Below are 20040 nucleotides of genomic sequence, written 5' to 3'. Positions count from 1 at the left end.
CGGCTCATTAGCTGAAGCTTGGCCGACGTCCAGAAACGTCGTATTCGTAAAGGGCTTTGTTGCTGTTGCGCTTTCGAATCGTCTGCACTGTTACATCGACATAACCTAGCGCAGAGAGCATGTCCGCGTACCATTTCTGCACAGGTACCTCGTGACCGGAAAAAGTGCTGTTTCCTACGATATAGGAGACGCTTCCACCAGGCTTGACGTGGCCGGCGGCGGCTTGGAAGTGAAGCCACATGTCGTAGTGGTACTTATGGACATACGCCGCGAGGACGGGTCCGCTTTTGCCACCATCGCGGGAGATGTTCTCGCAAACCGCGAGAAGCTGCGAGTCGATCGGCGTCGGATGCTCAGCAGCCCAGGAAGCGAGCTTGCTCGTCGCCGTTCCCCAGGTGCCACCGATGGCGCGCCAGTCCAAGTCACCCGCGTCACTGGGTGCGTCGAGATAGCGCGTCCAATACATATAAGGTCTGAGCTCTCGAATATACGACATGCGATTGCAATACGGTGGTGACGTGAGCACAAGGTCGGCTGGTTCAAGGTCGGCTAGGCCTGTGCGGGAATCTCCAAGTCGCACTGCGGCACTTCCGGCAAGGGTGGAAGAGGCCGATGAAGCTAGGTCAGCGGCACCGGCGAGGAAAAGCGCAATTGTTGCATCGTCATCAGTTGCCTTGAAGCGGGTCCCAGGCGCTATATCCTTGAAGCTCATGCTTTGATGATTGAATGCGGCTGAGCTGCTTGCGATGAGTGTGCGGCACAGCAATATCTCTAGTAGGTCGCGAATGTCGCCATTGTAGGTGTCGATGCTCGCCCGAAGCGTGCGCAGACCGTGGAGGGATCCAGGGCTCCACCAGCGCTCGATTCGAAAGATATCAGGCTGCCAAAGGCGGTCTCGTGCAGGAAAAGACTGAGCGGTATCAACTACGTCTGAAACTGCCCCAAGAAGAGTCGCCTCAATATCCTCTTGATAGTCGCGAGTTTTCGCATTTCCAAGCCATACAAGAAATGGATTCACATCGACTGATTGCCCCAGGTGGCCGTACTCCGCTGCTGCAAGGGGAGTGGTTCCAGTGCCACTAAACGGGTCTGTTACAACGGACCCTGGTTCGAGTAGCTCGAGCCGTTCGCGCACTACCTTGACACCGTAGGCGGGGGTAAGACGCAGCCAACCATGTCGACCCACCCCGGCGTTGGCGCGAAAAGTCATGTACTCGTTACGCGCAACACTATCTCGCGCAACTCGTTCAAGAATAGTCATTTTGCTTCCAAAAGGTGTTTGAGGACCACGTGCGTTTCTGTGCGTAGTACCGAGGCGTTGCGCTCAAAAAATGCCGCGAGGTCATAACCCACAACATTCTTGAAAAAGGCAAAAGTCGATGTCATTGTGTCGGCGGTGCCGGTCGTGCCAGCGAGGACAGCCCATCGACCCAACGTATATCGATTTCGAACAGTCTGATTGATTTGCGTGCTCATGATGGCAAGTACCGGGAGATATCCGTGAGCTACGGCCTGTACGGAGGAAGCCAAATCTCCATTTTGACGCTTACTGTCGGCGCTCTTGTAGCCTTGACGGACTTCTAATACGGCACCACGGAGAGGTACCGAAATCTTGAGGGCCTTTTGCTGTTCAGTAATCCAATTTCTAAGACGCTCGGCTGCCGCTGTGTCCTTCACGGCGTCAATTTCGATACGGCCATCCAATGTGATCAGTCGTACTGCACCCCCGTATGGAAACTCGTAGCTCCATCGAACTTGTTCCTCGGACAGGGCGAGCTGGTCGCGGAGTACGTGGCGGACCAATCGCTCGCTTCCAATGCCGAGTTGCCGGTAGAGCGAGGTCATCCCGCCAGCGGCCTTGTGTGCGGCGAACATGAGTGGCGAGTCAAAACCCATCCAGTGGTACAGCGGGTCGGACCCGTAGAGGCTCGTGAATCCGTCAAGGTCAACCTCAACCCCTCCACCCATCTTGGGGAGGTAGCCGGAACTGGTGCGCAAGGGAGACATGAGCACCTCTCGGTATTCGGCGTCATGGTCTGTCAGCGAGGGCACGTTGATCACTCTAGGTGGGCTCGCTCTCACCCTCTGCAGCCTTCGGGTGCTGAATGTAGGACGTGATCGCGTCGCGTCCGCTTGGGAATCTTCTGCCGGCCGTCCTGCGCGCAGACTGAGCCCATGACGTCGACAGAGGTGTTGAGCGCGCGAGCGCGCGACGACGCGCAGGTAGAGGCGCTGTTCAGCTCGGGGTGGCTGGCGTTCATCTCTGCCGACCGCCTCGCGGAGGAGCACCTGCCGCAGGTGCGCGAACAGTTCACCCGGTTCGAGCTCGTGGTCCTCGATGAAGACGTGCCGGTCGCTGCGGGCTGGGCGGTGCCGATCCGGTGGGACGTCACCCGGGAGGGTCTGCCTGCCGGGTACGGCGACTCCCTCCGCCGGTCACTCGAGGAGGAGGGCGAGGCGACGACCCTCGTCGTCTGCGCCGCGCAGGTGCACCCGGACCGCACCGGCGCCGGCCTCGCCGGGACGCTGCTCGGCGCGTTCCGCGACCTCAGCATCACCGTCGGCTACGACCACGTGATCGTGCCGCTGCGCCCGACGATGAAGCCGCGCTACCCGCTGACCCCGATCGACGTCTACGCGGCCTGGACCCGAGAGGACGGGCTGCCGCTGGACCCGTGGCTGCGCACACACGTGCGAATGGGAGCGACCATCCTCGACGTCGCCCCGCGATCGCAGGTGATGACCGGCACGGTCGCCCAGTGGGAGGAGTGGACCGGAATCGCCCTGCCGGCGTCAGGGGAGTACGTCATCCCCGGCGGCCTCTCGACGCTGCGCGTCGACCGCGACGCGGACGAGGGGATCTATGTGGAGCCGAACATCTGGGTGCAGCACCGCTGAGCCTGCGGGTGCTGCTCACGGCGAAGTCCCCACTTCTCGACCGCACCGCCACAGTAGAGCCACCAGCGTGCTGCCCGAACGTCATCCGAGCCGAACGCTGCTGCGCAGCTCACCTCCGCTCCACGTCTCAAGAACCCATCGATCGGGACCGGGCGACGCGCCCACTGCTTCCCCGGCCGCTTCCCGGGCCCGCTCGGCGCAGCCGTAGATCCCGATGACATCCGGCGTCTCGGCCCAAAAGGCGCTTCGCAGAAGTAGGTAGTGCTCCCCGTCGATGCTGATGCTCACACCACGGATCCTCGCTGGCCGCAGAGCCCCGCGATGGGTCCGGCACAAAGTGCCACTTCGATGGCGCGCGTCCCGTAAGGGGATCGATCTGCGGGACGCTTTCAGCGGACCGCTCGGAGGGGCTTGGCGTCGTCATCGCGTGCTGGTGATGTCGCCAGGGTCGACCGCAGGTCTTCTCGTGCTCGTTGGTAGCGGGTACGTGCGGTGGACGCGGGGACGCCGAGGAGGTGTCCTGCTTCGGTGATGGAGAAGCCGTCCCAGTGGATGAGGTGGACGAGTTCGGCCTGTTCTGGCGCGAGCCTGTCGATCGCGTCGCGCACGTCGACTCCTTCGTCGGCTGGGCGTCCCTCCGTGGGAGCGGTCGCGAGGACGCCGCGGAGCCGGCCGGAGAGGTCAGCTCGTCTGCTCTCGGTGCGAGTGCTGTTCGAGAGGACGTTCCGGGCGATGCCGAACAGCCACATCCTCGACTCCTCCGCGGTGCGGGGGAGGGCGCTGACACGGCGCCATGCGGTGAGCATGACGTCCGCGAGCGCGTCGGCGGCGTCCTCGAGAGGGAGGCGGCGTTGTAGGTACTTGAGCAGGTCGGGCGAGGCGACGCGCAGGGCCTCGGTGAGTTGCTCCGCCTCATCGATCTTCCTGCGGGTCACCAGGTCGCTCCGGGGCAGTGGGCTTCGCCGGCGATGCTGATGTTCGCGGCGTCGACGTCGACGTTCTGCGCAGTGAGTTCGGCGTCGAGGGCGTTGCTGATGATGCGTCCAACCGCGGTCGAGTACTCCCGGTCGGCGTTGTAGAACTCGGTGCCGTAGCCGGCCGACGTGCGGGATCCGTCAGCGTTGATGAAGGATTGGTCCTCGGTGCGCAGTTGCGCGACGGTCTCCTCGAGCGCACCGTCGCTGAGGAGAGCGTCGATGTCGGTCGTCTGGTAGAAGTTCTCGACTACGGCGACGGCCGCCGGATCGGTCCCTTGAACGTCTCCCATGCGCTCCTCGCATTGGACACCGCTGGGCAGCGAATAGGTGATCGAGGCGTCCGGCGTCTCCGCCCACGGCGACCACGCGCCCGTCGCCGCGGCGGCCGCTGTCGCCATGCCACCGAGTAGTACCAGCGAAGCGACTCCGGCGACCGCAGGACGGGCCCAGCGGTGGCGGCTGACGCGGGCCTCTGCCGCCGCGAGCTGTTGCAGCTCGGCCAGCTCGGCGGCGACGTCGTCCGTCACTGTCGATGTGCGGGGGCTGGACTCATTCAGCAGGACGTCCAGGGGGTCTCGGTCAGGGGCGGCAGTCATGACGGGCTCCTTCGAAAGCGGGTTCATCCTGTACATGTCCACCCGACCCGCAAACGTCTGCCGCAGCACGAAATCGGCTCGCCGCCCTCGTCAGGGCGCCGGCGACCACGCCGGACGTCAGGTCGCGAGGGACGCGGCGAGCTCGGCGGGCGCTCCGGCGGAGCGGGGCTGCCACGACTCGAAGACGCCGTAGGCGATGATCCGCTCCGCGGTCGACAGCAGCGGATTGCAGCTCGTCATCGTGATGAGGCGGTCGGTCGGAGCGACGTCGCTCGTCCAGGGGACCGGATCGATGACCTGCACTTCGGAGGGCTGCACGTATTCGAGGTTCCGGAACCGGTAGGTGTACCAGCCGTCGGCGGTCTCGATGTAGATCGCATCACCCAGTTGCAGCTCATCGATGAGGTGCATTCCTCCGCCGGCGGCGGAGCGGTGCGCGGCGATCGCGAAGTTCCCCACTTCGCCGGGCATCTGCGTTCCCGGGTAGTGGCCGATACTGCCCACGTCGAGCACGTTCTCCGCGTCGACGCCCTCAGCGATCGTGCGCACCCACCCCTCGCCGTACCGGGGGATATAGAGGTTGCCGAACGTGGTGTCTAGAGCTGCGACTGGCGCGATCACTGGGTCGCCGGGGGCGGCCGGCTCAGCACTCGGCTCGGACGGCGCCTCAGCGGACGGGGCGTCATCACCCCAGCTCTGGCGCAGCTCGGCCGCTTGATCTTCCTGCCGGCCTGCGATTACGGCGTCGTTCCACCACAGCTGCCAGGCGAGGAACAGCAGAACGAGGACCCCTGCGGTCATCAGCAGCTCGCCGAGGACACCGAAGAAGGACAGGCGGCGACGAGCCGAACGGCGTCGGCGCCGCGGCACGTCCACGGATGACGAAGCGGTCATGCGCAGGAGTCTAGGTGTGCCGCTCTCACCGGCATCGCTACGGGAGACGTCTCGTGCGGGAATCGTTCGACGGTCCGACGTTTTGGGCCACTGCTCGTTCTCGCGCGCCGTCGCCGTCCCTTCCGCTGCCTGCCCTGACCCACTGGCAAGCGCGTCACCGCAAGCGAATCGCGTCGCAGTGTTCAGCCCGGAGTGCACCGGGCCGAACGATCAGATAGCGACGGACGGTGTAGTAGCTGCTCCATCCGGCGTGTTTGTGCGAATACTCGGGTTCCGGGTGCGTGACGGGTAGACGAGGGCTAGACCGGCTGCTGCAATCCAGCACGCTGTCCAGAGGCCGTGTCCGGGAGTGCTGTCGGCGCTGCCCCATTCGACCCAGAAGAATCCTGGGTCTGCCACAGGGCAGGCGAGAACAACTGCTGCAACCGTCGCTACCCCTGCGGGAACCTAGGGAACGAGGCGTGCGACCACCAGAGCTACAACGACGAGAGCGAGGGCGCCCCAGAGATACAGAAGGGGCATGAGGTCGTATGACGACATGGCCTCAGCGCAGGACGGGTTCATTTCATTCCATCTAGCGCCTGTGCATGGCTGCCAGTAGGACGACGTCGTCCAGGTCACCCACAGTGAGATGCCCATGAGCGTACCCGCGCACGCCAACCGGACTAGAGCCTTAGTGTGCTGGCGTCGCCCCATGCTGAAAATGCTAGTCCGCCGACCGTCCCGGTGGACGATCGTTCATCGGTGCACGCAGACGCGACACCGAGCGCCTGTCGTTCCTCACGGTCGCCTGCACAGCTCGTCGCTGCGTCCCAAACCTCGTGCAGATGACCGTGAACGTTCAGGTCTTCGAGTTCGTCTGCACAACCGACGTGAGCGCGCCGGAATCGTCAGCCGCAGTAGTGATGCTCGAGTACTTCACCCCTCGAAGAAGTAGTGCAGCACTCACCCCGCCGACTACAGCCGCCACGACACCGAGACCGACAGCGATCCCCGCCGTCATCGGATCACCCACGACGGCAGCTACGCCGGCCGCAACAACCCACGGAACGCTCGACCCTACGGCCGGCCCAATAGGGCTGATCAGCGGGGACGACTCGGTGGCTCGTCCCGACCGCAGAGTGATCAGAATCGCCACGAATCCTCCGGCGACGGCAGCCAGGGCACTGACCCCACCGATAATGGCGCCCACCATAATCAAGTAGGCGAAGGCGCCCCACCCGCCCTGTTCGCGGAAGTCGGAGTTACCCGTAAGGACCAATCCCAGACCGAGCAGCGCACCCAGCACCACGCCGACGGGTACAGCACAGAGAGCGGCCCTCCGATGAAGATGGACGATTTGCCGCATGTAGCCACGTTAGCCGGAGAGTCTCCCGGTCAGCGCAATGGCCGTCCCGTAAGAGGATCGTTCACCGATGCGGATCTGACCCGAGTGGTCCAGCGCGCTCCTGCCGTTCACCCGTTGGTCCGATAGTGATGTTGTGCAGACGCTGTCGCTCAAGGCTTCCGCAGCGATCGCGGGCGCAATCACTCTCCTCGCCCTCGTCGCGGGCGTCTTCCTCGACGGATTCTCGTTCGCGTGCAACGAGTCCCTTCCGCCTCAGTGCACGGGGTTTGACGTCGCGTGGCCGGCTCTGTGCTCTGTCGCCCTCGCGACCCTTGTTCTCCTGGTCGTAGCGATGCGCGCCAGCAGGCGCTCTCACGCTCGATGGAGGTGGCTGTTGCTCGCCTTGGGCGTGGTCGGCGCCGTCACCAGCTGGGTTCTCGCTCTGCGTACCGCCATGATCATCGGTTGAGCAGCCCACGGCACGGTCGAACGACCGCTTGTTCCGTATGGAGATCGTTCATCGGGGCGAGGGGGCGGTGGCCTTCGCTTCGACCGTGTGGATCTAGCTCAGGTTCACCTTCGAGTTCTATGTTGAGCCCATGAAGCGACTCGCGACGTCAGGCCAGTTGGTTGGATGGACAATCGCCTTGCTCGGGGCTGCTGGTGCCGCCGCGTTCCTGGTGCACTGGAGCTCGTGCCTCGGTGGCCTGAACGAGGGTTGCTACAGCGCCACACAGTCAGACTTCACGTGGATCGCCACAACGATCGTCTGGGCCGTCGCCTTCCCGCTCGTGATATTCGGCGCCTTCGTACTCTCGCCAGGACGACCCGTCACGCTGATTGGTGTTGGGCTCCTCATGGTCATCAACCCCCTCACCGACCCTGGAGCGTTCTTTCTCCCGTGGGATGTCGCGGACACCTTGCCCTTTACCGGCGTCGCCACGTCGCTAGCTGCTGTGACTGCAGGTGTCCTCCTGGCCGGATCTTCCTACCGAGCCCGTCGGCCCGATCACAGCCGAGTCGGGAAGCCAGCGCCCGCTGACGTCGCCTACTGACCTTCGATCGGACTTGGGTCGTCCCGTTAGGGGATCGTTCACCGGTCGCGTATCCAGCTACGGGCAGCGGTAGGTCTTCGCGAAGTCGGTTGCCGTGAACTGCCTTCCCTCGGTCATAGAGGTCAGTGACGGGCAGATGTCGTTGTTGTGCGCCGCCGCTACGAAGGGGGTCGCTGCTTGTGGGACGCAGCCGTAGTCCTGGTCGGGCTGGTCGAGGATTCGCAGCTGACCTGTCTCCCCGGCGGCGAGGTGAAGATCGGACCAGGAGCAGGACCAGGTGAGTGAGGCTCCGGTGTCGTTGGTGATGCTGACGTAGTGGGAAGGGCCATGCACTCCGAACAGCAGATCACCCACCCACAGAACCGCGGCCGCCACGACGGCTAGAGCTCCCAGCGCGATCGACAGTCTCACCAACCGTCGTTGGCGGGGTGGTGTCTGCCGGTCCGGCGAGAGTCTGCTCGGGTCCCAACTGTCCAGGCGTTCAACCACGGCGTATCCACCCCTCGGCGCGACGTGAAGCGGCCTCGACCGCCGCCGAGCTCGTTACCTTGAGTTCTCCCACGGGAGAAAAGTAGGCGTGACGCGGCTCTCACCACGAGGAGCTACCGACTCGCGACCGAGAGTGTCCTGTAAGGGGATCGATCCGCGGGACGCTTTCAGCGGACTGCTCGGAGGGGCTACTGCTCGTCTTTCCGGGCTGCTCGGCCGACGAAGTGCACGGACCGTCGAGCGTCGACGAGTTCGCGCTTCTCGAAGTGGCGAACGACGAAGGCTCCTGCGACGAACGAGTAGCCGATGCCCTCCGCGATTCGTGTGAGGACCGGGATGGTGCTGATGATCTGTTCGACGGTGGGTGATCCGTTGGCTTGGTAGGGGGCGATCCAGAACGGCACGATCGTGCCGAAGACGATGCCCAGGAGAATCCCGGCGACACCGATCCAGAACATGGAAGTGGACGAAAGTGCTCTGAGCATGGGATCCCCGGAATGTTCGGTGGGCGAGTCGAGAGGCGCCGCTGTCGGACGCGCCGTCCTCGCTCACGGCTGATCGGTCTGGTTACAGGCGCAGGTTGAGCGCGGCGAGGACGGTGACGAGGCCGGCCGCGACGACGACGACCGTCAGTGCAACGCGCCCCGCCGTACGGCGGAGAAGGCCGGTCATCGTGGCGGCGTCCGCCACGCGAGTCGCGATCACGAGGTCAGGAACGCCGGCCGGCGGTTGCGGTGGCGTCGTGGAGTCGTCTTCGCTGGCCGGGACGCTCACGGTCTGCTGAGCCGGCTCGATCCGATCGGGCAGCTTCTTGAAGCGGCCATCATTCGATTCGCCCACAGCGACCTCCCCAGCGGTCGCCGCATCGCGACCCTCCTTCGTGACTGTAGCCGTGCAACTCCATTGCGTCAGCGTGAGCGCGTAGCGGCCTGGAGCTGGAGACTGCTGCGGCGCACGTCTCCTCTCCACTCCTCGAGCGTCCACTGATCGGGTCCCGTAGAGGAACCTGCTGCTTCCCGAGCGCGCTGCTCGCTGCCATAGATTCCAACGACGTCGGTGGCGTCTGCCCAGAGGGCTGTCCTGAGGAGGAGGTAGTGCTCACCGTCACTGCTGTTCTTCACGCCTCGGATCCTCGTCGGTTCCGACGTCGTTCGGTCACCGTGGCGCGAGGTATCACAGTGCTGGCGCGCGTCCCGTATCGGGATCGACCACCGGACGCCCTGCTCCTTCGTCGAGAGACGGAGGATGACCGGTTGATCGTTGACGTTTTGCACCGCGGCTAGTGCGCCACGGCGGTCCAGTTCGTACGCTCAGCACATGACTGTTCCGGGGAACGCGCGGAGTCGACGTCGGCAGCTCCTGATGTGGGTTCTGGCTTCGCTGGTGGTGTTTGCGCTGGTGACTCTTGTTGTCGCCTTCGTGGCAACCCAGCTCAACGCTGCTGCTTTCGCCAGACGCCCGGAGATCGAGAACTGGGCTGACCCGAGCAGGGGAACATACACGCTCGGGCTCGGATGGGGCTTGGTCGCCGCCGCAGTCACCGTCGCGGTCGGCGTCACCGTCGATCGTCTGCGGTTGCGCAACGCAAGGTAGAACGGCGTCCCATATGGGGATCGTCGTCCGGACGGTAAAACTACCCACTGCTATCCAGCGTCCGGTAGGGGGTCGTCAACCGGTCGCACGCGAGTTGCGTGCGCCGCCGCGGCGTGGCGCGGGCGGGGCCGTCTCGTTAGACCTGTCCGGTGGTGATTCCGCTGAGGGGGCGTGAAACGGGGCAGGGAAGGCCGAGCGCCAGGCCGGCTTGTCTATCCCGGGTTGGGTGGTTGCGGGGCTGTGTCGTTGAGGCGGCGATAGTAGGCGACGTCGAGCGCGCTGAGGTGGGTGAGGAGGCGTCCGGCGCGGTCGTGCATGGTCATGGAGCCGTCGTGGAGGCTCGCGATGGCGCCGACGCGGTGCAGCATCAGCACTGTGTCGAGGCGTTCGGCGTAGTGCAGTTCCAGGAAATACACCAGCGGCGGATTGCCGGCCCGGCCTGGGGTGAAAAGGGCGGTGGGCTGGTGTCGGGTGACGCCGGTGTCGCGGTTGAGCTCGCGGAAGATGTACCGCTCGCGCAGCCACGGCCCACCGAGGATCATCGCGACGAGGACGACGACCCCGGTGATGACGAAGGGGTTGAGAAGAACGGCGAGGTCGTTGCCGGTCATCATCCGAGCATGTCCCGGGGGCGGTCGCGGTCCTCGGCTGCTTCGGTGTCCGCGGCCAGCTGCGCGACTCGCGCTTCGATGTAGACGGTGCGCATCGTGGCGTCATGGTCGAGTTGCAGGACTTGCAGGAGGCGGTGCAGTTGTACGGTGCCGGCCGAGGTTTTGCCGGTCAGGATGCGTCGGACGGTGCGCGGTCGGAGCCGTGCGAACACGGCTACCTTCTGTGCGCTCCAGCCCTGCGCCTGCACGGCTGTGGTCAGTACCGTGCCGAGCGCGGTGTCAAAGTGCTGGGGCGCCAACCCGATGAAGTCCACTCAGCCAGGCTAGCCATGCGATTCGTACGCGAACGTGGGTTCAGAGGACGGGTGGTGGCGACCCGTCCGGTGGGGAGCCAGGTGGCGGGGCGTCTAACGAAGCAGTTGGAGCCGCTCGTCAGGTTCGGTCGTTCGTCGTTTCGTCGTCGCCTGTTCGGTCTGGCGAGTTGGGGGTGCGGAGGGGCCAGGCGGGCCACCAGCCGTTGTCGAGTTGGCGCAGGGTCGTGGTGGCGTGTTCGAGGTCGTCGGTGGTGAGGTCTCTGTCGGGGGCGCCACTGCTGCCGGTGTAGCCGCTGCCGTCAACGGCGTGGAGCTGGGTGTGCAGCCACCGGCGACTTCCGAGGGGGTACGTCTCGCGGAAGCCGCCCGCGGCGATGGAAAGGACGGCTTCTTCGAGGCGGTCGGCGGCGGTTTCTGCTGATTCGTCGCAGGCATCGCAGGAGCAGTTCGGCAGGGTGGCGCGGAAGAAGACGCCTGCTTCCACTTGGACTGATTCGTCGGTTGCAGTGACGGTGATCGGGGTTCCGGCGCGAGGCTGCAACCGGATCTGCTGTGTCCCGTCGTGGTCGAGGTGGCGGACGTCGACGGAGTACCAGCGGTGGAGGTAGTCGGCCAGGGCGTCGACGTCATGGCGTAGGGGTGCGAAGCGTTCTGGGTGGGAGACGCGGGAGTACGCGTCGTCAGGTGGGTGGTGGTCGGGCCAGCGCTGCCCGTATTCGATGACGTGGCCGTTGTCGTCGCGGAACTCGATGGGAGGGAAGGCGGCGCGTTGGAACGGAACCGGTGGAACCGTGAACGGCGGTGGAGTGACATCGTGAGCGAGCGCGGTGATTTCGCGGTCGTCGAGGTCTTCTTGATCCCAGGTGGACAGCATCTCGAGGAACGGTTCCCGCTGCTCGGGACGCTGCACCATGGTTCGCACGAGGGCGGCGACCGGAATGGAGCGGACGTTCGTCCCGATTTCCGGCTCGTTGGTGACTCGCCAGGTCGCCGCGGGATGCACCACCGCGATCACGTTCCCGACGAACCGGGCTGCGGCGTCGGCAATCTCTGGCGTCGTCAAGGCGGTCGGATGCTTGGCCAGGAAGAGCCACACTCCCGACACGTCACCAGCAAGGCTCTCTGGGTCCACGCCATGGCGTTGCAGGAACTGAACGAAGAGATCGAAGCCGTCGACAAACCGCACAGGAGTCGGAAGCTCTGTTGCGGGCCGGAACGTCGCAATCGCGGACGAACCCAATTCCGGCATCGACCCGATCTCGCCAGGGAACATCTGTGTTGTCATCAGCTTCCTCCCGCGCCATGAACGACTCCGACAGTGCTCACCATGTCAGCGCCCCGTCACTCTTCAGACGCTTGTAGCGCCGATGTCGAGGCGCGAAGGTAGGCGTACACCGTCTCCCGGCTGATGCCATATTTCTTTGCCAACGTCGTCTTCGGCACGCCGGCACCAGCCCGCTCGCGCAGCTCCGCGACCTGCGCGAGGGTAAGCGAGCGGGCGCGGCCTCGGTAGACGCCGCGCTGCTTGGCCAAAGCGATGCCCTCGCGTTGACGCTCCCGAATGAGTTCGCGTTCGAACTCTGCGAACGCGCCCATCATGTTCAGCAGCAGGTTCGCCATCGCGCTGTCCTCACCAGTGAAGGTGAGCTGTTCCTTGACGAACTCGACCCGGACCTTCTTGTCCGTCAGTCGGCGCACGAGCCGGCGGAGGTCTTCTAGGTTCCTTGCGAGCCGGTCCATCGAGTGCACGAGCACCGTGTCTCCGTCGCGGACGAACCCGATCATCTCTTCGAGCTGCGGACGGTTCACGTCCTTGCCGGAGGCCTTGTCCTCGAACACCCGATCCAGCGTCAGGCCGTCGAGCTGGCGCACCGTGCTCTGATCCAACGTGCTCACCCGCACGTACCCGACCCTCTGACCCGACATGCCGCCTCCGACCCCTACTTGTCCAGTTGAAGTCTAAGAGCCGCAGGGGCAAGTGTCAGACAAGGTCCGACACGGCCCTATTCGGACGCGCTTCGGCCATGGTGCCTGACGTCCGGTTGGGGTGTACCTCAGCTAGACGGAGCCCCCGTCACCCTCCGGTGCGGTCGCTCGCAGTGCGTGGCGGGCGCTGCTTCGCGCCTGGGTGGGAGGTGGGCGCTACGTGGCCGCTTCCTCCATTTCGGTGATGGGAGCCGTATGAGTGGCAGCGTGGAGGGTGTTCAAGGGAAGCAAGAAGAGACGAAGGAGTACATCATGCGCACCAGCACGAGCAACGAATTCGACACCAGCTCGGCCAACCGTCAGAACCACCCGGGACACGGCTTCCGCCGGTCCCGCATCGCTGCGGGCCTGCTCGCAGCATCACTCACCGTCGCAGTCCCGATCGTGGGCGCCGCGCCGGCCTTCGCGGACACCACAACTCAGACAACCACCGCCGTCGCTGACTCCGGCCGCGCCACTGGCGTTACCGAGGGAGCGAACAGCGGCGCTGCCGGTCAGTGCACATGGGGTGCGAAGGAAAAGTTCTTCGAGGCGACCGGGCTGCGTCCCGCCATCTACGGCAACGCCCTCGACTGGGACACCAGCGCCGCCGCGAACGGCTGGACTACCGTCCTGGATGCTCAGGCTCGCAGCATCGTCGTCTTCGAGCCCGGCGTGCAGGGGGCGGACCCCACCTACGGTCACGTCGCCTGGGTCGATTCCGTCGAGCAGCGCGCTGACGGCCTCTACATCAACATCACCGAGATGAACGGTGCCGCCGGACCTGGCGTCTACAACACGCGAACTGTGCAGGACGTCGTGGGCATGTCCTACATCCTGGCTCCGTAGGGTCACCGCAAGAGGCGCTCCGCGTCCGCGAGTGTGAAGGCGGGTGACCCATGGGCCGCCCGCCTTCACCCTGTCCGCGTACCTTCGGCCTCCCGATCGGTAGGCGTCGCTTGCACCGTAGAACGATGCGACGACTCGAACTCGGAGCGGATGGCAGGCGGCCTCAATCACTCACTGACGTCGCGATCGCTGTCCTTCGCGCTCTCCTAGGACGGTTCCTGGACTTTGGGACGGTTGATCGTGTCACCGTTCCACGACAGGTCGGAGTCCTCATCGACGGGGAAGGCCTCGAATCGGCCGTCAGTGAGGATCGCGCTTACGAGCGTGTGCGAGCCGGCGACGATGGTGGAGTCCCAGTCGATCTCGGTGGCGAGCACCCAGGCGTGATCTTCAGGCCAGAGTAGTTGCGGCGCTTCCTCGCCGCGGAGGCCAATCTCGGGACCCCATCCGGGTTCGGCAAGCTCCGCCATGCTCGTGGCGGCCAGTATGTAGTCGTATCGGTCAATGCTGACCGGCCTGCCGAGGAGGTTCTGGCCGGTCCCACCGACCCAGTACGCCGCGAGCGCATCGCCGGGCGTAGTGGTCGCCGAACTGAGGATGGGTGCGAGGGCGGCGAGTACTTGCGGATCGAGTCGTCCGACGTCACTTGTGCCGCCGCGCGGCTCGTCCCTGCCTAGGAGCCGTTCCCACTGGACGAGCGGGTGCATGACCTTGCCGGCAGTAGCAGCAACGTCCGCCCACCGCTGGCGTTCCCAAATGTCATCGCCGTCAGGTCGAGGGTGAAGGACACGGGCGTACGCCTCGAACCCGTATCCGGCGACCGAGCCGACTCGTGCCCAGCTTCGCTCTCGCTGCATGCGCAGCCCAAGCCATTCGGCCCGCTCGACATCATCTGTGATCTCCATGGCCATGACCCTGGCAGGCCGGCACGGCCACGCCAAGACGAGTCGTGGTCGACCTGACGCCGATCGGACGCCACGCCATCGAGCTGATGAACCGAGCTTGGCATCGTGGCGCGGCTGAGGGCGCGCCGTTCGGGTCGGCGCACCCCCGCCGGCGGGCTTGGCGCTCTCGCGTCACAAGCCAAAGATCGGCGGTCCAGGTCCCCGCTCAATCCATGCGGAATCATACACATCGGTTCCTGAGTGATCTGCCGAGCATCAGCCAAACGGGGGAGGGCGATGGGGATAGTGCGTGATGGTTGGTCGTTCAGGTCTGGTATCTCTGGTGAGCCGGGGTCGGGAGGACCTGTCGGCGGAGGGGAAGCGGTGGGGGCGTACGACGAGGCGGAGGATCTTCCTTCACCGCCGCGGCACCATCGTGGCGTCACCGTGGTCCTACTCGTTCTGCTGACGTCGGTGCTGGCCGGCGTCGTCGCTGTCTTCATGTTTGCGGTCGGGTCGCTCGATGACTCGACGTCGGGAGCGGTGCCGCCGTCGGGGAGTGGCCAGGAGCTGGTGTACGAGCTCGTGCCCGTGTTGAACGATGATCCGGCGATCGCGAAGCTTCTTCCCGCGAACACCGAGTCAGACAGTGCAGGCTTGCGCGATGCGTGCGGGGCGCTCGCGGACCGCGATTCGGAGTTCACGATCATCGACGGCGCGACACCTGCCACGTTTCGGGTCGCCCTGGACGCGGCCGCAGACGCGCCGGAGCCGCAGACTTGCTGGATTGGGTTCCGCTGGGTCAAGGACGAAGGCTGGCGCGCTTCCGCGATCCGTCACTGACCACAGCTGAGCGTGGACCACCGTCGGCGTCACGGCTTGTAGGGGGACCAGTCCTGTGAGGGAAGTTCGCGCAGCTCCTCGTTCACCCAGACGCGCCAGCACGTGTCGGTGCGCTCCTGAAAAGCGCCGCTGATGGTCTCGTGCGACCAGCCGTCACGCGATTGGATCCAGCGGACGAGCCAGACCATTTGACCGGCCAACGGCTCAGTGTTGCGCGACATGTGCTCATCATCCTGGACGTCTGCCCGCGCAACGTGTGCTCGTCAGTAGTGGAGCTGTGTGCTCCATCCGTCTCGGCCGCGACCGGTCCACTGGGTGTAGTACAGGCCGCGCTTGTTCAAGAACGGCCCCACGTAATCCAGGCCCGCCGGCCGGTCAGAGCTGGCGCGAACGAAGAAGTTCTCGGGGCCGAAAAGCGGAAGCCCGGTCTCGGCCAACGTGGTGCCGGTCCCGTCGAGAATCGTGAGGCGCCACTGGTCCTCGACGTACTCGACTGTCGCCATCTCGGCGGAGCTGAAGTCGATCATGCGCGGAGCATAACCACCGCACGTTACGCCTGGTGTCGTTTCGCTCGGGTGCGGCTTCTTCCCCTGGGAAGCGGCCCGACCCGGCATCCCCCGACGCGGGGCCGGGCCGCTACTCCCGGCTCAGGGGCCGAGCCGCATCCGAGCCGGGAGCACTGGGGCCGGAGCGAACGGCACTCCGTACATGCCCGACCATAGGTGCCGACTGTGCCCACGGGAGGAGGGTTGACGGCCCTGAGCAGCAGCCGGCGAGTGGTGCTCTCGGCCGCGCTGTGTGACGCGGCCGAGAGCAGAGCGACACCGACGACCCCTCGTCGGTCTGCCGCGCGCGGCGTCGAGGTCCCCACTTCTCAACCGCACCGCCACTTTAGACACGAAGTGCCGAGACGGTGAGCGTGAGCGGAGCGAGTCGAGCAACTCCTGTCAGCGCCGCTCGGCATCCTGACGGCTGGCCGCGCTTCGCTTGCGCAGCTCGCTGACTACCGACTTTGAGGCTGCCAGAAGGGCGCGCTCGTCTTGCGCGTCGGCATCGACTGGGACGACGACGAACGCGCTGTTGGCGTTCACCGTCATCCGTACTTCCATGACCTGCCCATCCACGCGCAGCGCGGGAATAGCGATCGACTCGGAGTGTCCGCCGGCGGCGATCGAACCGACGAAGGCGAGGAGGGCCGTGCACACGTCGTCGGTGGACGTGAACGTCGCGGAAGCTCTCATCCGTCGTCATCACCTACGCGATGTAGCGCTCCGGTGAGCGTCCGGCAGGGGCCGCTGATCGGAACTCTTCCCGAGGGGAGCATTCTCTGAGGCCATCCATCCGATAAGCGGCGCGATGCCGGAGGCGGGTGGCCGTCAGGAGTGCCCCGGAGGGGTATCCCGGAGGGACGCGCAGCGCTCTTGACGGTCGGCCGGCGCAGGCAAGAGTGAAGCGTCGGATGGACGGCCGGACCGCAGCCTGCGCGCACGTCGCGGGAAGGCAGAAGCCCCCGCGAGCGTGACTGCTCGAGCGGGGGCTTGCTACTCGACGAGGGCGGTCGTCGTGCGCGATCGACCTACTCGTTCGGCCACGACGCCAGAGCGTCATGGGGGACGATTGTCGGCACTCCGTCGACGGTCTGGATCGTCGTGCCGGGCTCTCCGAGTCCGGCGGCGTGCGCGATCGCCGCGAGGACCAGTCGCGTGTGTTCGAGGTCGAGCCCGGCGACGTCCTCGCGGAGGTCGACAGGGACACCCTGACCGAGCGACGACGCGATCCGCGCGACGCGCTGTTCGCCTCCGCTGAGCGCTCCGATTTCGTAGCCGAGGCGGTCGAAGTCGATTGCGCTCGTGTGCCAGGCGTTGTCGGTCTTCACCCACGGTGCTCCGGCGTACACGAGGCCCGATCGGATCAGCAGTTCGACGGCGGCCGTGAGCGGGTTGGCCCCCTCCGCCCAGGCGCGGACCTGGCCGTGGAGCGCGGCGGAGTCGTTGTCGGTCATGCAGCGTTCTCGATGGACGCGGAGCTGTCGCTCTCGGTCGAATCGGCGGGAATTCCCTCCGCCGACGTTGTGCGTCGCGCGCGGGTGACGCGAGCGCGAGTCTGCTCGGGTCGCGGCACTCCTGCTGCGCGGAGTTCCTTCTCCGACCATCCGGCGGCGAGGGCGTCCGCCCACGCCTTGCTGTGTCGGTTCTGCGCGTCGCTGAGGGTGGCGCGTGCGGTGTCGGTGTCGTTGGCTGCGGAGACGATCGTGCGGACCGCCTCGACGCGCTTCTCGACGCTCTGTTCGAGCAGTCGGCGGGCGGCGTCGGCGGCGTCGTCAGGGTTCCTCGTGTGGTCGCTCATGCGGAAAGGCTAGCCGCCGCCGCCGCCGTCATGCGGAAGGCGCGGACTCAAGCGTCTCGGGTTCGGCTTCGCCAGCCGAGACGCTCGGGTGTCCTTCGGACCCGAGTTACACCCAAGTCGCGCTCGGTGCGAAGATGGTTTGTGGAGCAAGCTATAGGTTTACCCGTGGTAAACCGCTTGCGCCCCTTCCGCTGCGCGGCCGGGTCGGCGCATACTGGTCGTATGGTCCCCGCCTGGGGGCGGGTTCGCTGCGCTGGGCCGGAAGGACGGTGAGGGTCGTGTCGGAGTCGTCACGAGAGGGTCGGTTGTTCGGCCGGCGCCGCCGCGCGAACGTGCCGGGTGTCGCTGCGCGGTCGAAGCGGTACGAGGTGTCGGTCACGCCCGAGGAGGACGCGCACCTGCGCGCCCGTGCCGAGGTGCTGGAAGTGACGGTGCCGCGGCTGCTGTTCGAGTCCGCGATGAACGCCCAGGTGCGCACGGACACGGAGTGGCGGTTGGTGGTTGCTGAGCTGTTCCGGGCGTCGAAGCTGTTGCAGAAGACGTCGGACAACATGAACCAGCTCGCGCGGTTCGCGAACAGCACGGGCCAGTTCCCGGCCGAGGCTGTTGAGGCTGCGGAGGAGTACCGGCGGGTGCGACGCCTGATCGAGGCGACGGCAGACCGGCTCGGTGGACGGTGAGAACGAACATCACGCGCGGCACGCGCATGCGTGGACTGATGGGCTACCTCGTTGGTCCCGGCAAGACGAACGAGCACGAGGAGCAGCACCTGATCGCGGGGGATTCCGCGATCATGGCTGAGTACGGGCATGAGGTTCTGGATGGCGCTGCGGCTGCGGCGATCGCTGCGGATCTGGACCGACCGCGGGAGCTGTTCGGCGTCGAGGTGACGCGCAACAAGGTGCGCACCGACGAGAACGGCGAGGCGGTTCGGGACTCGGCCGGCGCGATCGTGAAGGATCGCGTGGCGGCTGATGTGTGGCATTGCTCGCTGTCGCTGGCGGCCGAGGAGGGCCAGCTCACAGACGAGCAGTGGGGCCGAATCTCGACCGACTTCGTGCAGCGGATGGGCTTCGCGGGCGAGGACATCGGCAAGGCCGATTGCCGCTGGGTCGCGGTGCGTCACGGGCTGTCGAAGAACGGCAACGACCACGTACACATCGCCGTGTCGCTGGTGCGCGAGGACGGCACGAAAGCGTCGGTGCACAAGGACTACGAGCGGTCGCAGACGATCAGCCGTGAGCTGGAGCGCGAGTACGGGTTGCAGGTCTACCAGGCGCCGGAGCGCGAGTTCCCGGAGCGCGGTGTGCGGCCGGGAGCGCGTGAGTCCGCTGCACGTCGCGGGCACGTCGAGCCGGACATGCAGCGCCTCGAGCGCGCCGTACGCGCGGCCTCGTCCGCGTCCCAGGATGAGAGCGAGTTCGTTCGTCGTCTGCGTCAGGGCGGGGTGCTGGTGCGCCCTCGATTCGCGACGGGTCGTGACGATGTGATCGCCGGCTATTCGGTGGCGCTGCGGCCGACGAACGGCGAGAAGGCGATCTGGCACGGCGGCGGCCGGCTCGCTCGCGACCTGACCTTGCCGGAGCTGCGGAAGGGCTGGCCGGACCAGCCGGAGTCCGCGTCGGATGCGGCATCCGAATGGCGCGCGACAGCCAAGAATCCCTGGCAGTACACGCCGGTCAACCCTGGCCGGGAGACGGCGGAGCCGGCCCCCGAGCTGTTCGAGGCGTACGCCGCGGACATGGACCGGCTGCACGACTACATCAGGTCCGTGGACCCCTCCGACAGGGCCACGTGGGCGCACGTTGCGCGCGAGACGGCCGGCGCCTACGCGGCGTGGTCCCGGCGCATGGAGCCCACCCCGGGACCGCTCGCGGACGCTGCGCGATCGCTCGCCCGCTCGGCGCACCTGCGGGCGCACGAGACGCGCCCGCGGCCCGCGATGATGCCCTCGACGGCGGCGTACTCCGCATTGATCATGGCCGCGGCGGGGAATAAGAAGAATGCAGCCGCGGAGCTGCTGCTGCTGAACCAGTTCGCGCGCTTGACGCACGCGGTCGCGTCGGCTCATAAGGCAGCCGGTGATGCGCGACGGATGCGCGAGCTGTCGCAGACGTTGCGGGGTCAGTTGTCCGCTGTTCGCGACGGCTACCAGGTCGTCGTGAAGGCCGAGAAGGTCGCGGAGAACGAGCGGGCCTGGCAGGCGCTCCCGGAGGAGCTCAAAGACGTTCGCCGGCTGTCCCAGACCAACTTCGGGTCGGGCAGTCCCGTACCCACGAAGCTCACCAAGGCTGACCGGGAGCGCGAGGAAGCGATGCTCGCGGACCGCGCCCGACAGTCTCGGCAGGGACCTGACCAGGACCGCGGCGACCGTGGCCGATAGACGATTCACCAAGGCA

Annotated in this window: 28 protein-coding genes; 8 read left to right on the top strand and 20 right to left on the bottom strand. The window is 65.9% G+C overall.

Annotation, left to right across the window (positions count from 1 at the left end):
* Window positions 1–7: 7 nt before the first annotated feature.
* Together C5C54_RS14390 and C5C54_RS17680 are read right to left on the bottom strand one after the other, a co-directional pair.
* Window positions 8–1261, bottom strand: a complete 1254-nt coding sequence (locus C5C54_RS14390; RefSeq protein ID WP_104227077.1) for a DNA methyltransferase — start codon at window positions 1259–1261, stop codon at window positions 8–10.
* Window positions 1258–2052, bottom strand: coding sequence for a hypothetical protein (locus tag C5C54_RS17680; protein ID WP_146078852.1), 795 nt, complete (start codon window positions 2050–2052; stop codon window positions 1258–1260). Before C5C54_RS17680 ends, C5C54_RS14390 begins: the two co-directional genes overlap by 4 nt.
* A gap of 123 nt (window positions 2053–2175) precedes the next feature.
* Between C5C54_RS17680 and C5C54_RS14385 the strand changes: the two genes are divergently transcribed.
* The gene (locus tag C5C54_RS14385; protein WP_104227078.1) at window positions 2176–2898 is read left to right on the top strand and encodes a hypothetical protein; all 723 of its coding nucleotides are present in this window, start codon (window positions 2176–2178) and stop codon (window positions 2896–2898) included.
* 81 nt (window positions 2899–2979) lie between these two features.
* On the opposite strand, the gene C5C54_RS14380 is transcribed toward C5C54_RS14385, so the two are convergent.
* From C5C54_RS14380 to C5C54_RS14360, 5 genes are all read right to left on the bottom strand, one after another.
* On the bottom strand, window positions 2980–3186 hold the full coding sequence (locus C5C54_RS14380; RefSeq protein WP_104227079.1) for a hypothetical protein: 207 nt from the start codon (window positions 3184–3186) through the stop codon (window positions 2980–2982).
* A 101-nt stretch (window positions 3187–3287) separates the two neighbouring features.
* A complete protein-coding gene (locus C5C54_RS14375) occupies window positions 3288–3833 on the bottom strand; it encodes an RNA polymerase sigma factor (protein WP_104260280.1) in 546 nt (181 codons plus the stop codon).
* Window positions 3830–4471 carry a hypothetical protein gene (locus tag C5C54_RS14370; RefSeq protein ID WP_146078851.1) on the bottom strand — a complete coding sequence of 214 codons (642 nt, stop codon included), beginning with the start codon at window positions 4469–4471 and terminating at the stop codon, window positions 3830–3832. The genes C5C54_RS14375 and C5C54_RS14370 overlap by 4 nt, the downstream gene beginning before the upstream one ends.
* Window positions 4472–4588: 117 nt before the next feature.
* Entirely contained in the window at window positions 4589–5365 is a 777-nt protein-coding gene (locus C5C54_RS14365; RefSeq protein WP_104288632.1) for a class E sortase, read from the bottom strand.
* An 841-nt stretch (window positions 5366–6206) separates the two neighbouring features.
* Window positions 6207–6713: a hypothetical protein gene (locus C5C54_RS14360; RefSeq protein WP_146076974.1), complete on the bottom strand. Its 507-nt coding sequence runs from the start codon at window positions 6711–6713 to the stop codon at window positions 6207–6209.
* Between the two features lie 133 nt (window positions 6714–6846).
* Between C5C54_RS14360 and C5C54_RS14355 the strand changes: the two genes are divergently transcribed.
* The gene (locus tag C5C54_RS14355) at window positions 6847–7161 is read left to right on the top strand and encodes a hypothetical protein (protein WP_104260277.1); all 315 of its coding nucleotides are present in this window, start codon (window positions 6847–6849) and stop codon (window positions 7159–7161) included.
* A gap of 130 nt (window positions 7162–7291) precedes the next feature.
* The gene (locus C5C54_RS14350) at window positions 7292–7747 is read left to right on the top strand and encodes a hypothetical protein (RefSeq protein ID WP_104224249.1); all 456 of its coding nucleotides are present in this window, start codon (window positions 7292–7294) and stop codon (window positions 7745–7747) included.
* Between the two features lie 57 nt (window positions 7748–7804).
* On the opposite strand, the gene C5C54_RS14345 is transcribed toward C5C54_RS14350, so the two are convergent.
* From C5C54_RS14345 to C5C54_RS14335, 3 genes are all read right to left on the bottom strand, one after another.
* On the bottom strand, window positions 7805–8158 hold the full coding sequence (locus C5C54_RS14345; RefSeq protein WP_104227085.1) for a hypothetical protein: 354 nt from the start codon (window positions 8156–8158) through the stop codon (window positions 7805–7807).
* A 266-nt stretch (window positions 8159–8424) separates the two neighbouring features.
* On the bottom strand, window positions 8425–8694 hold the full coding sequence (locus C5C54_RS14340) for a hypothetical protein (RefSeq protein WP_104224259.1): 270 nt from the start codon (window positions 8692–8694) through the stop codon (window positions 8425–8427).
* A 109-nt stretch (window positions 8695–8803) separates the two neighbouring features.
* The gene (locus C5C54_RS14335) at window positions 8804–9076 is read right to left on the bottom strand and encodes a hypothetical protein (protein WP_104227086.1); all 273 of its coding nucleotides are present in this window, start codon (window positions 9074–9076) and stop codon (window positions 8804–8806) included.
* A 477-nt stretch (window positions 9077–9553) separates the two neighbouring features.
* Here C5C54_RS14335 and C5C54_RS14330 point away from each other — a divergent pair, with 477 nt between their 5' ends.
* Window positions 9554–9829 carry a hypothetical protein gene (locus C5C54_RS14330; RefSeq protein ID WP_146078850.1) on the top strand — a complete coding sequence of 92 codons (276 nt, stop codon included), beginning with the start codon at window positions 9554–9556 and terminating at the stop codon, window positions 9827–9829.
* 212 nt (window positions 9830–10041) lie between these two features.
* Here the strand turns inward: C5C54_RS14330 and C5C54_RS14325 are convergent, their stop codons facing one another.
* From C5C54_RS14325 to C5C54_RS14310, 4 genes are all read right to left on the bottom strand, one after another.
* On the bottom strand, window positions 10042–10440 hold the full coding sequence (locus C5C54_RS14325) for a hypothetical protein (protein WP_104227088.1): 399 nt from the start codon (window positions 10438–10440) through the stop codon (window positions 10042–10044).
* On the bottom strand, window positions 10440–10754 hold the full coding sequence (locus C5C54_RS14320; RefSeq protein WP_104227089.1) for a helix-turn-helix domain-containing protein: 315 nt from the start codon (window positions 10752–10754) through the stop codon (window positions 10440–10442). Before C5C54_RS14320 ends, C5C54_RS14325 begins: the two co-directional genes overlap by 1 nt.
* A 118-nt stretch (window positions 10755–10872) precedes the next feature.
* The gene (locus C5C54_RS14315) at window positions 10873–12039 is read right to left on the bottom strand and encodes a DUF6226 family protein (protein ID WP_104227090.1); all 1167 of its coding nucleotides are present in this window, start codon (window positions 12037–12039) and stop codon (window positions 10873–10875) included.
* A gap of 56 nt (window positions 12040–12095) precedes the next feature.
* Window positions 12096–12680, bottom strand: a complete 585-nt coding sequence (locus C5C54_RS14310) for a recombinase family protein (RefSeq protein WP_104227091.1) — start codon at window positions 12678–12680, stop codon at window positions 12096–12098.
* Window positions 12681–12992: 312 nt separating this feature from the next.
* On the opposite strand from C5C54_RS14310, the gene C5C54_RS14305 reads away from it, so the two are divergent.
* A complete protein-coding gene (locus tag C5C54_RS14305; protein ID WP_219812207.1) occupies window positions 12993–13568 on the top strand; it encodes a CHAP domain-containing protein in 576 nt (191 codons plus the stop codon).
* Between the two features lie 206 nt (window positions 13569–13774).
* On the opposite strand, the gene C5C54_RS14300 is transcribed toward C5C54_RS14305, so the two are convergent.
* Window positions 13775–14473, bottom strand: coding sequence for a hypothetical protein (locus C5C54_RS14300; RefSeq protein ID WP_146078502.1), 699 nt, complete (start codon window positions 14471–14473; stop codon window positions 13775–13777).
* Window positions 14474–14836: 363 nt separating this feature from the next.
* On the opposite strand from C5C54_RS14300, the gene C5C54_RS14295 reads away from it, so the two are divergent.
* Window positions 14837–15295 carry a hypothetical protein gene (locus C5C54_RS14295; RefSeq protein WP_104227094.1) on the top strand — a complete coding sequence of 153 codons (459 nt, stop codon included), beginning with the start codon at window positions 14837–14839 and terminating at the stop codon, window positions 15293–15295.
* A gap of 29 nt (window positions 15296–15324) precedes the next feature.
* Here the strand turns inward: C5C54_RS14295 and C5C54_RS14290 are convergent, their stop codons facing one another.
* The 5 genes from C5C54_RS14290 to C5C54_RS14270 all read right to left on the bottom strand — a co-directional run bounded on the left by C5C54_RS14290 (window position 15325) and on the right by C5C54_RS14270 (window position 17641).
* Entirely contained in the window at window positions 15325–15516 is a 192-nt protein-coding gene (locus C5C54_RS14290; protein WP_104227095.1) for a hypothetical protein, read from the bottom strand.
* A gap of 42 nt (window positions 15517–15558) precedes the next feature.
* Window positions 15559–15822: a hypothetical protein gene (locus tag C5C54_RS14285; protein ID WP_104227096.1), complete on the bottom strand. Its 264-nt coding sequence runs from the start codon at window positions 15820–15822 to the stop codon at window positions 15559–15561.
* Between the two features lie 420 nt (window positions 15823–16242).
* Complete coding sequence (locus tag C5C54_RS14280; RefSeq protein ID WP_104227097.1) at window positions 16243–16536, bottom strand: hypothetical protein; 294 nt, start codon at window positions 16534–16536, stop codon at window positions 16243–16245.
* Between the two features lie 335 nt (window positions 16537–16871).
* Complete coding sequence (locus tag C5C54_RS14275) at window positions 16872–17297, bottom strand: hypothetical protein (protein WP_104263457.1); 426 nt, start codon at window positions 17295–17297, stop codon at window positions 16872–16874.
* Window positions 17294–17641: a hypothetical protein gene (locus C5C54_RS14270; protein ID WP_104263456.1), complete on the bottom strand. Its 348-nt coding sequence runs from the start codon at window positions 17639–17641 to the stop codon at window positions 17294–17296. The genes C5C54_RS14275 and C5C54_RS14270 overlap by 4 nt, the downstream gene beginning before the upstream one ends.
* A gap of 368 nt (window positions 17642–18009) precedes the next feature.
* On the opposite strand from C5C54_RS14270, the gene C5C54_RS14265 reads away from it, so the two are divergent.
* Both C5C54_RS14265 and C5C54_RS14260 read left to right on the top strand, forming a co-directional pair.
* Window positions 18010–18321: a plasmid mobilization relaxosome protein MobC gene (locus tag C5C54_RS14265; protein ID WP_236553717.1), complete on the top strand. Its 312-nt coding sequence runs from the start codon at window positions 18010–18012 to the stop codon at window positions 18319–18321.
* The gene (locus C5C54_RS14260; protein WP_104263455.1) at window positions 18318–20024 is read left to right on the top strand and encodes a relaxase/mobilization nuclease domain-containing protein; all 1707 of its coding nucleotides are present in this window, start codon (window positions 18318–18320) and stop codon (window positions 20022–20024) included. The genes C5C54_RS14265 and C5C54_RS14260 overlap by 4 nt, the downstream gene beginning before the upstream one ends.
* The last annotated feature ends 16 nt before the right edge of the window (window positions 20025–20040 follow it).

The organism is Rathayibacter sp. AY1F2 (assembly GCF_002930885.1).
Lineage (GTDB): Bacteria > Actinomycetota > Actinomycetes > Actinomycetales > Microbacteriaceae > Rathayibacter.
The sequence above is the reverse complement of the archived record's forward strand: the minus strand, read 5'-3'. Positions and strand labels throughout refer to the sequence as shown.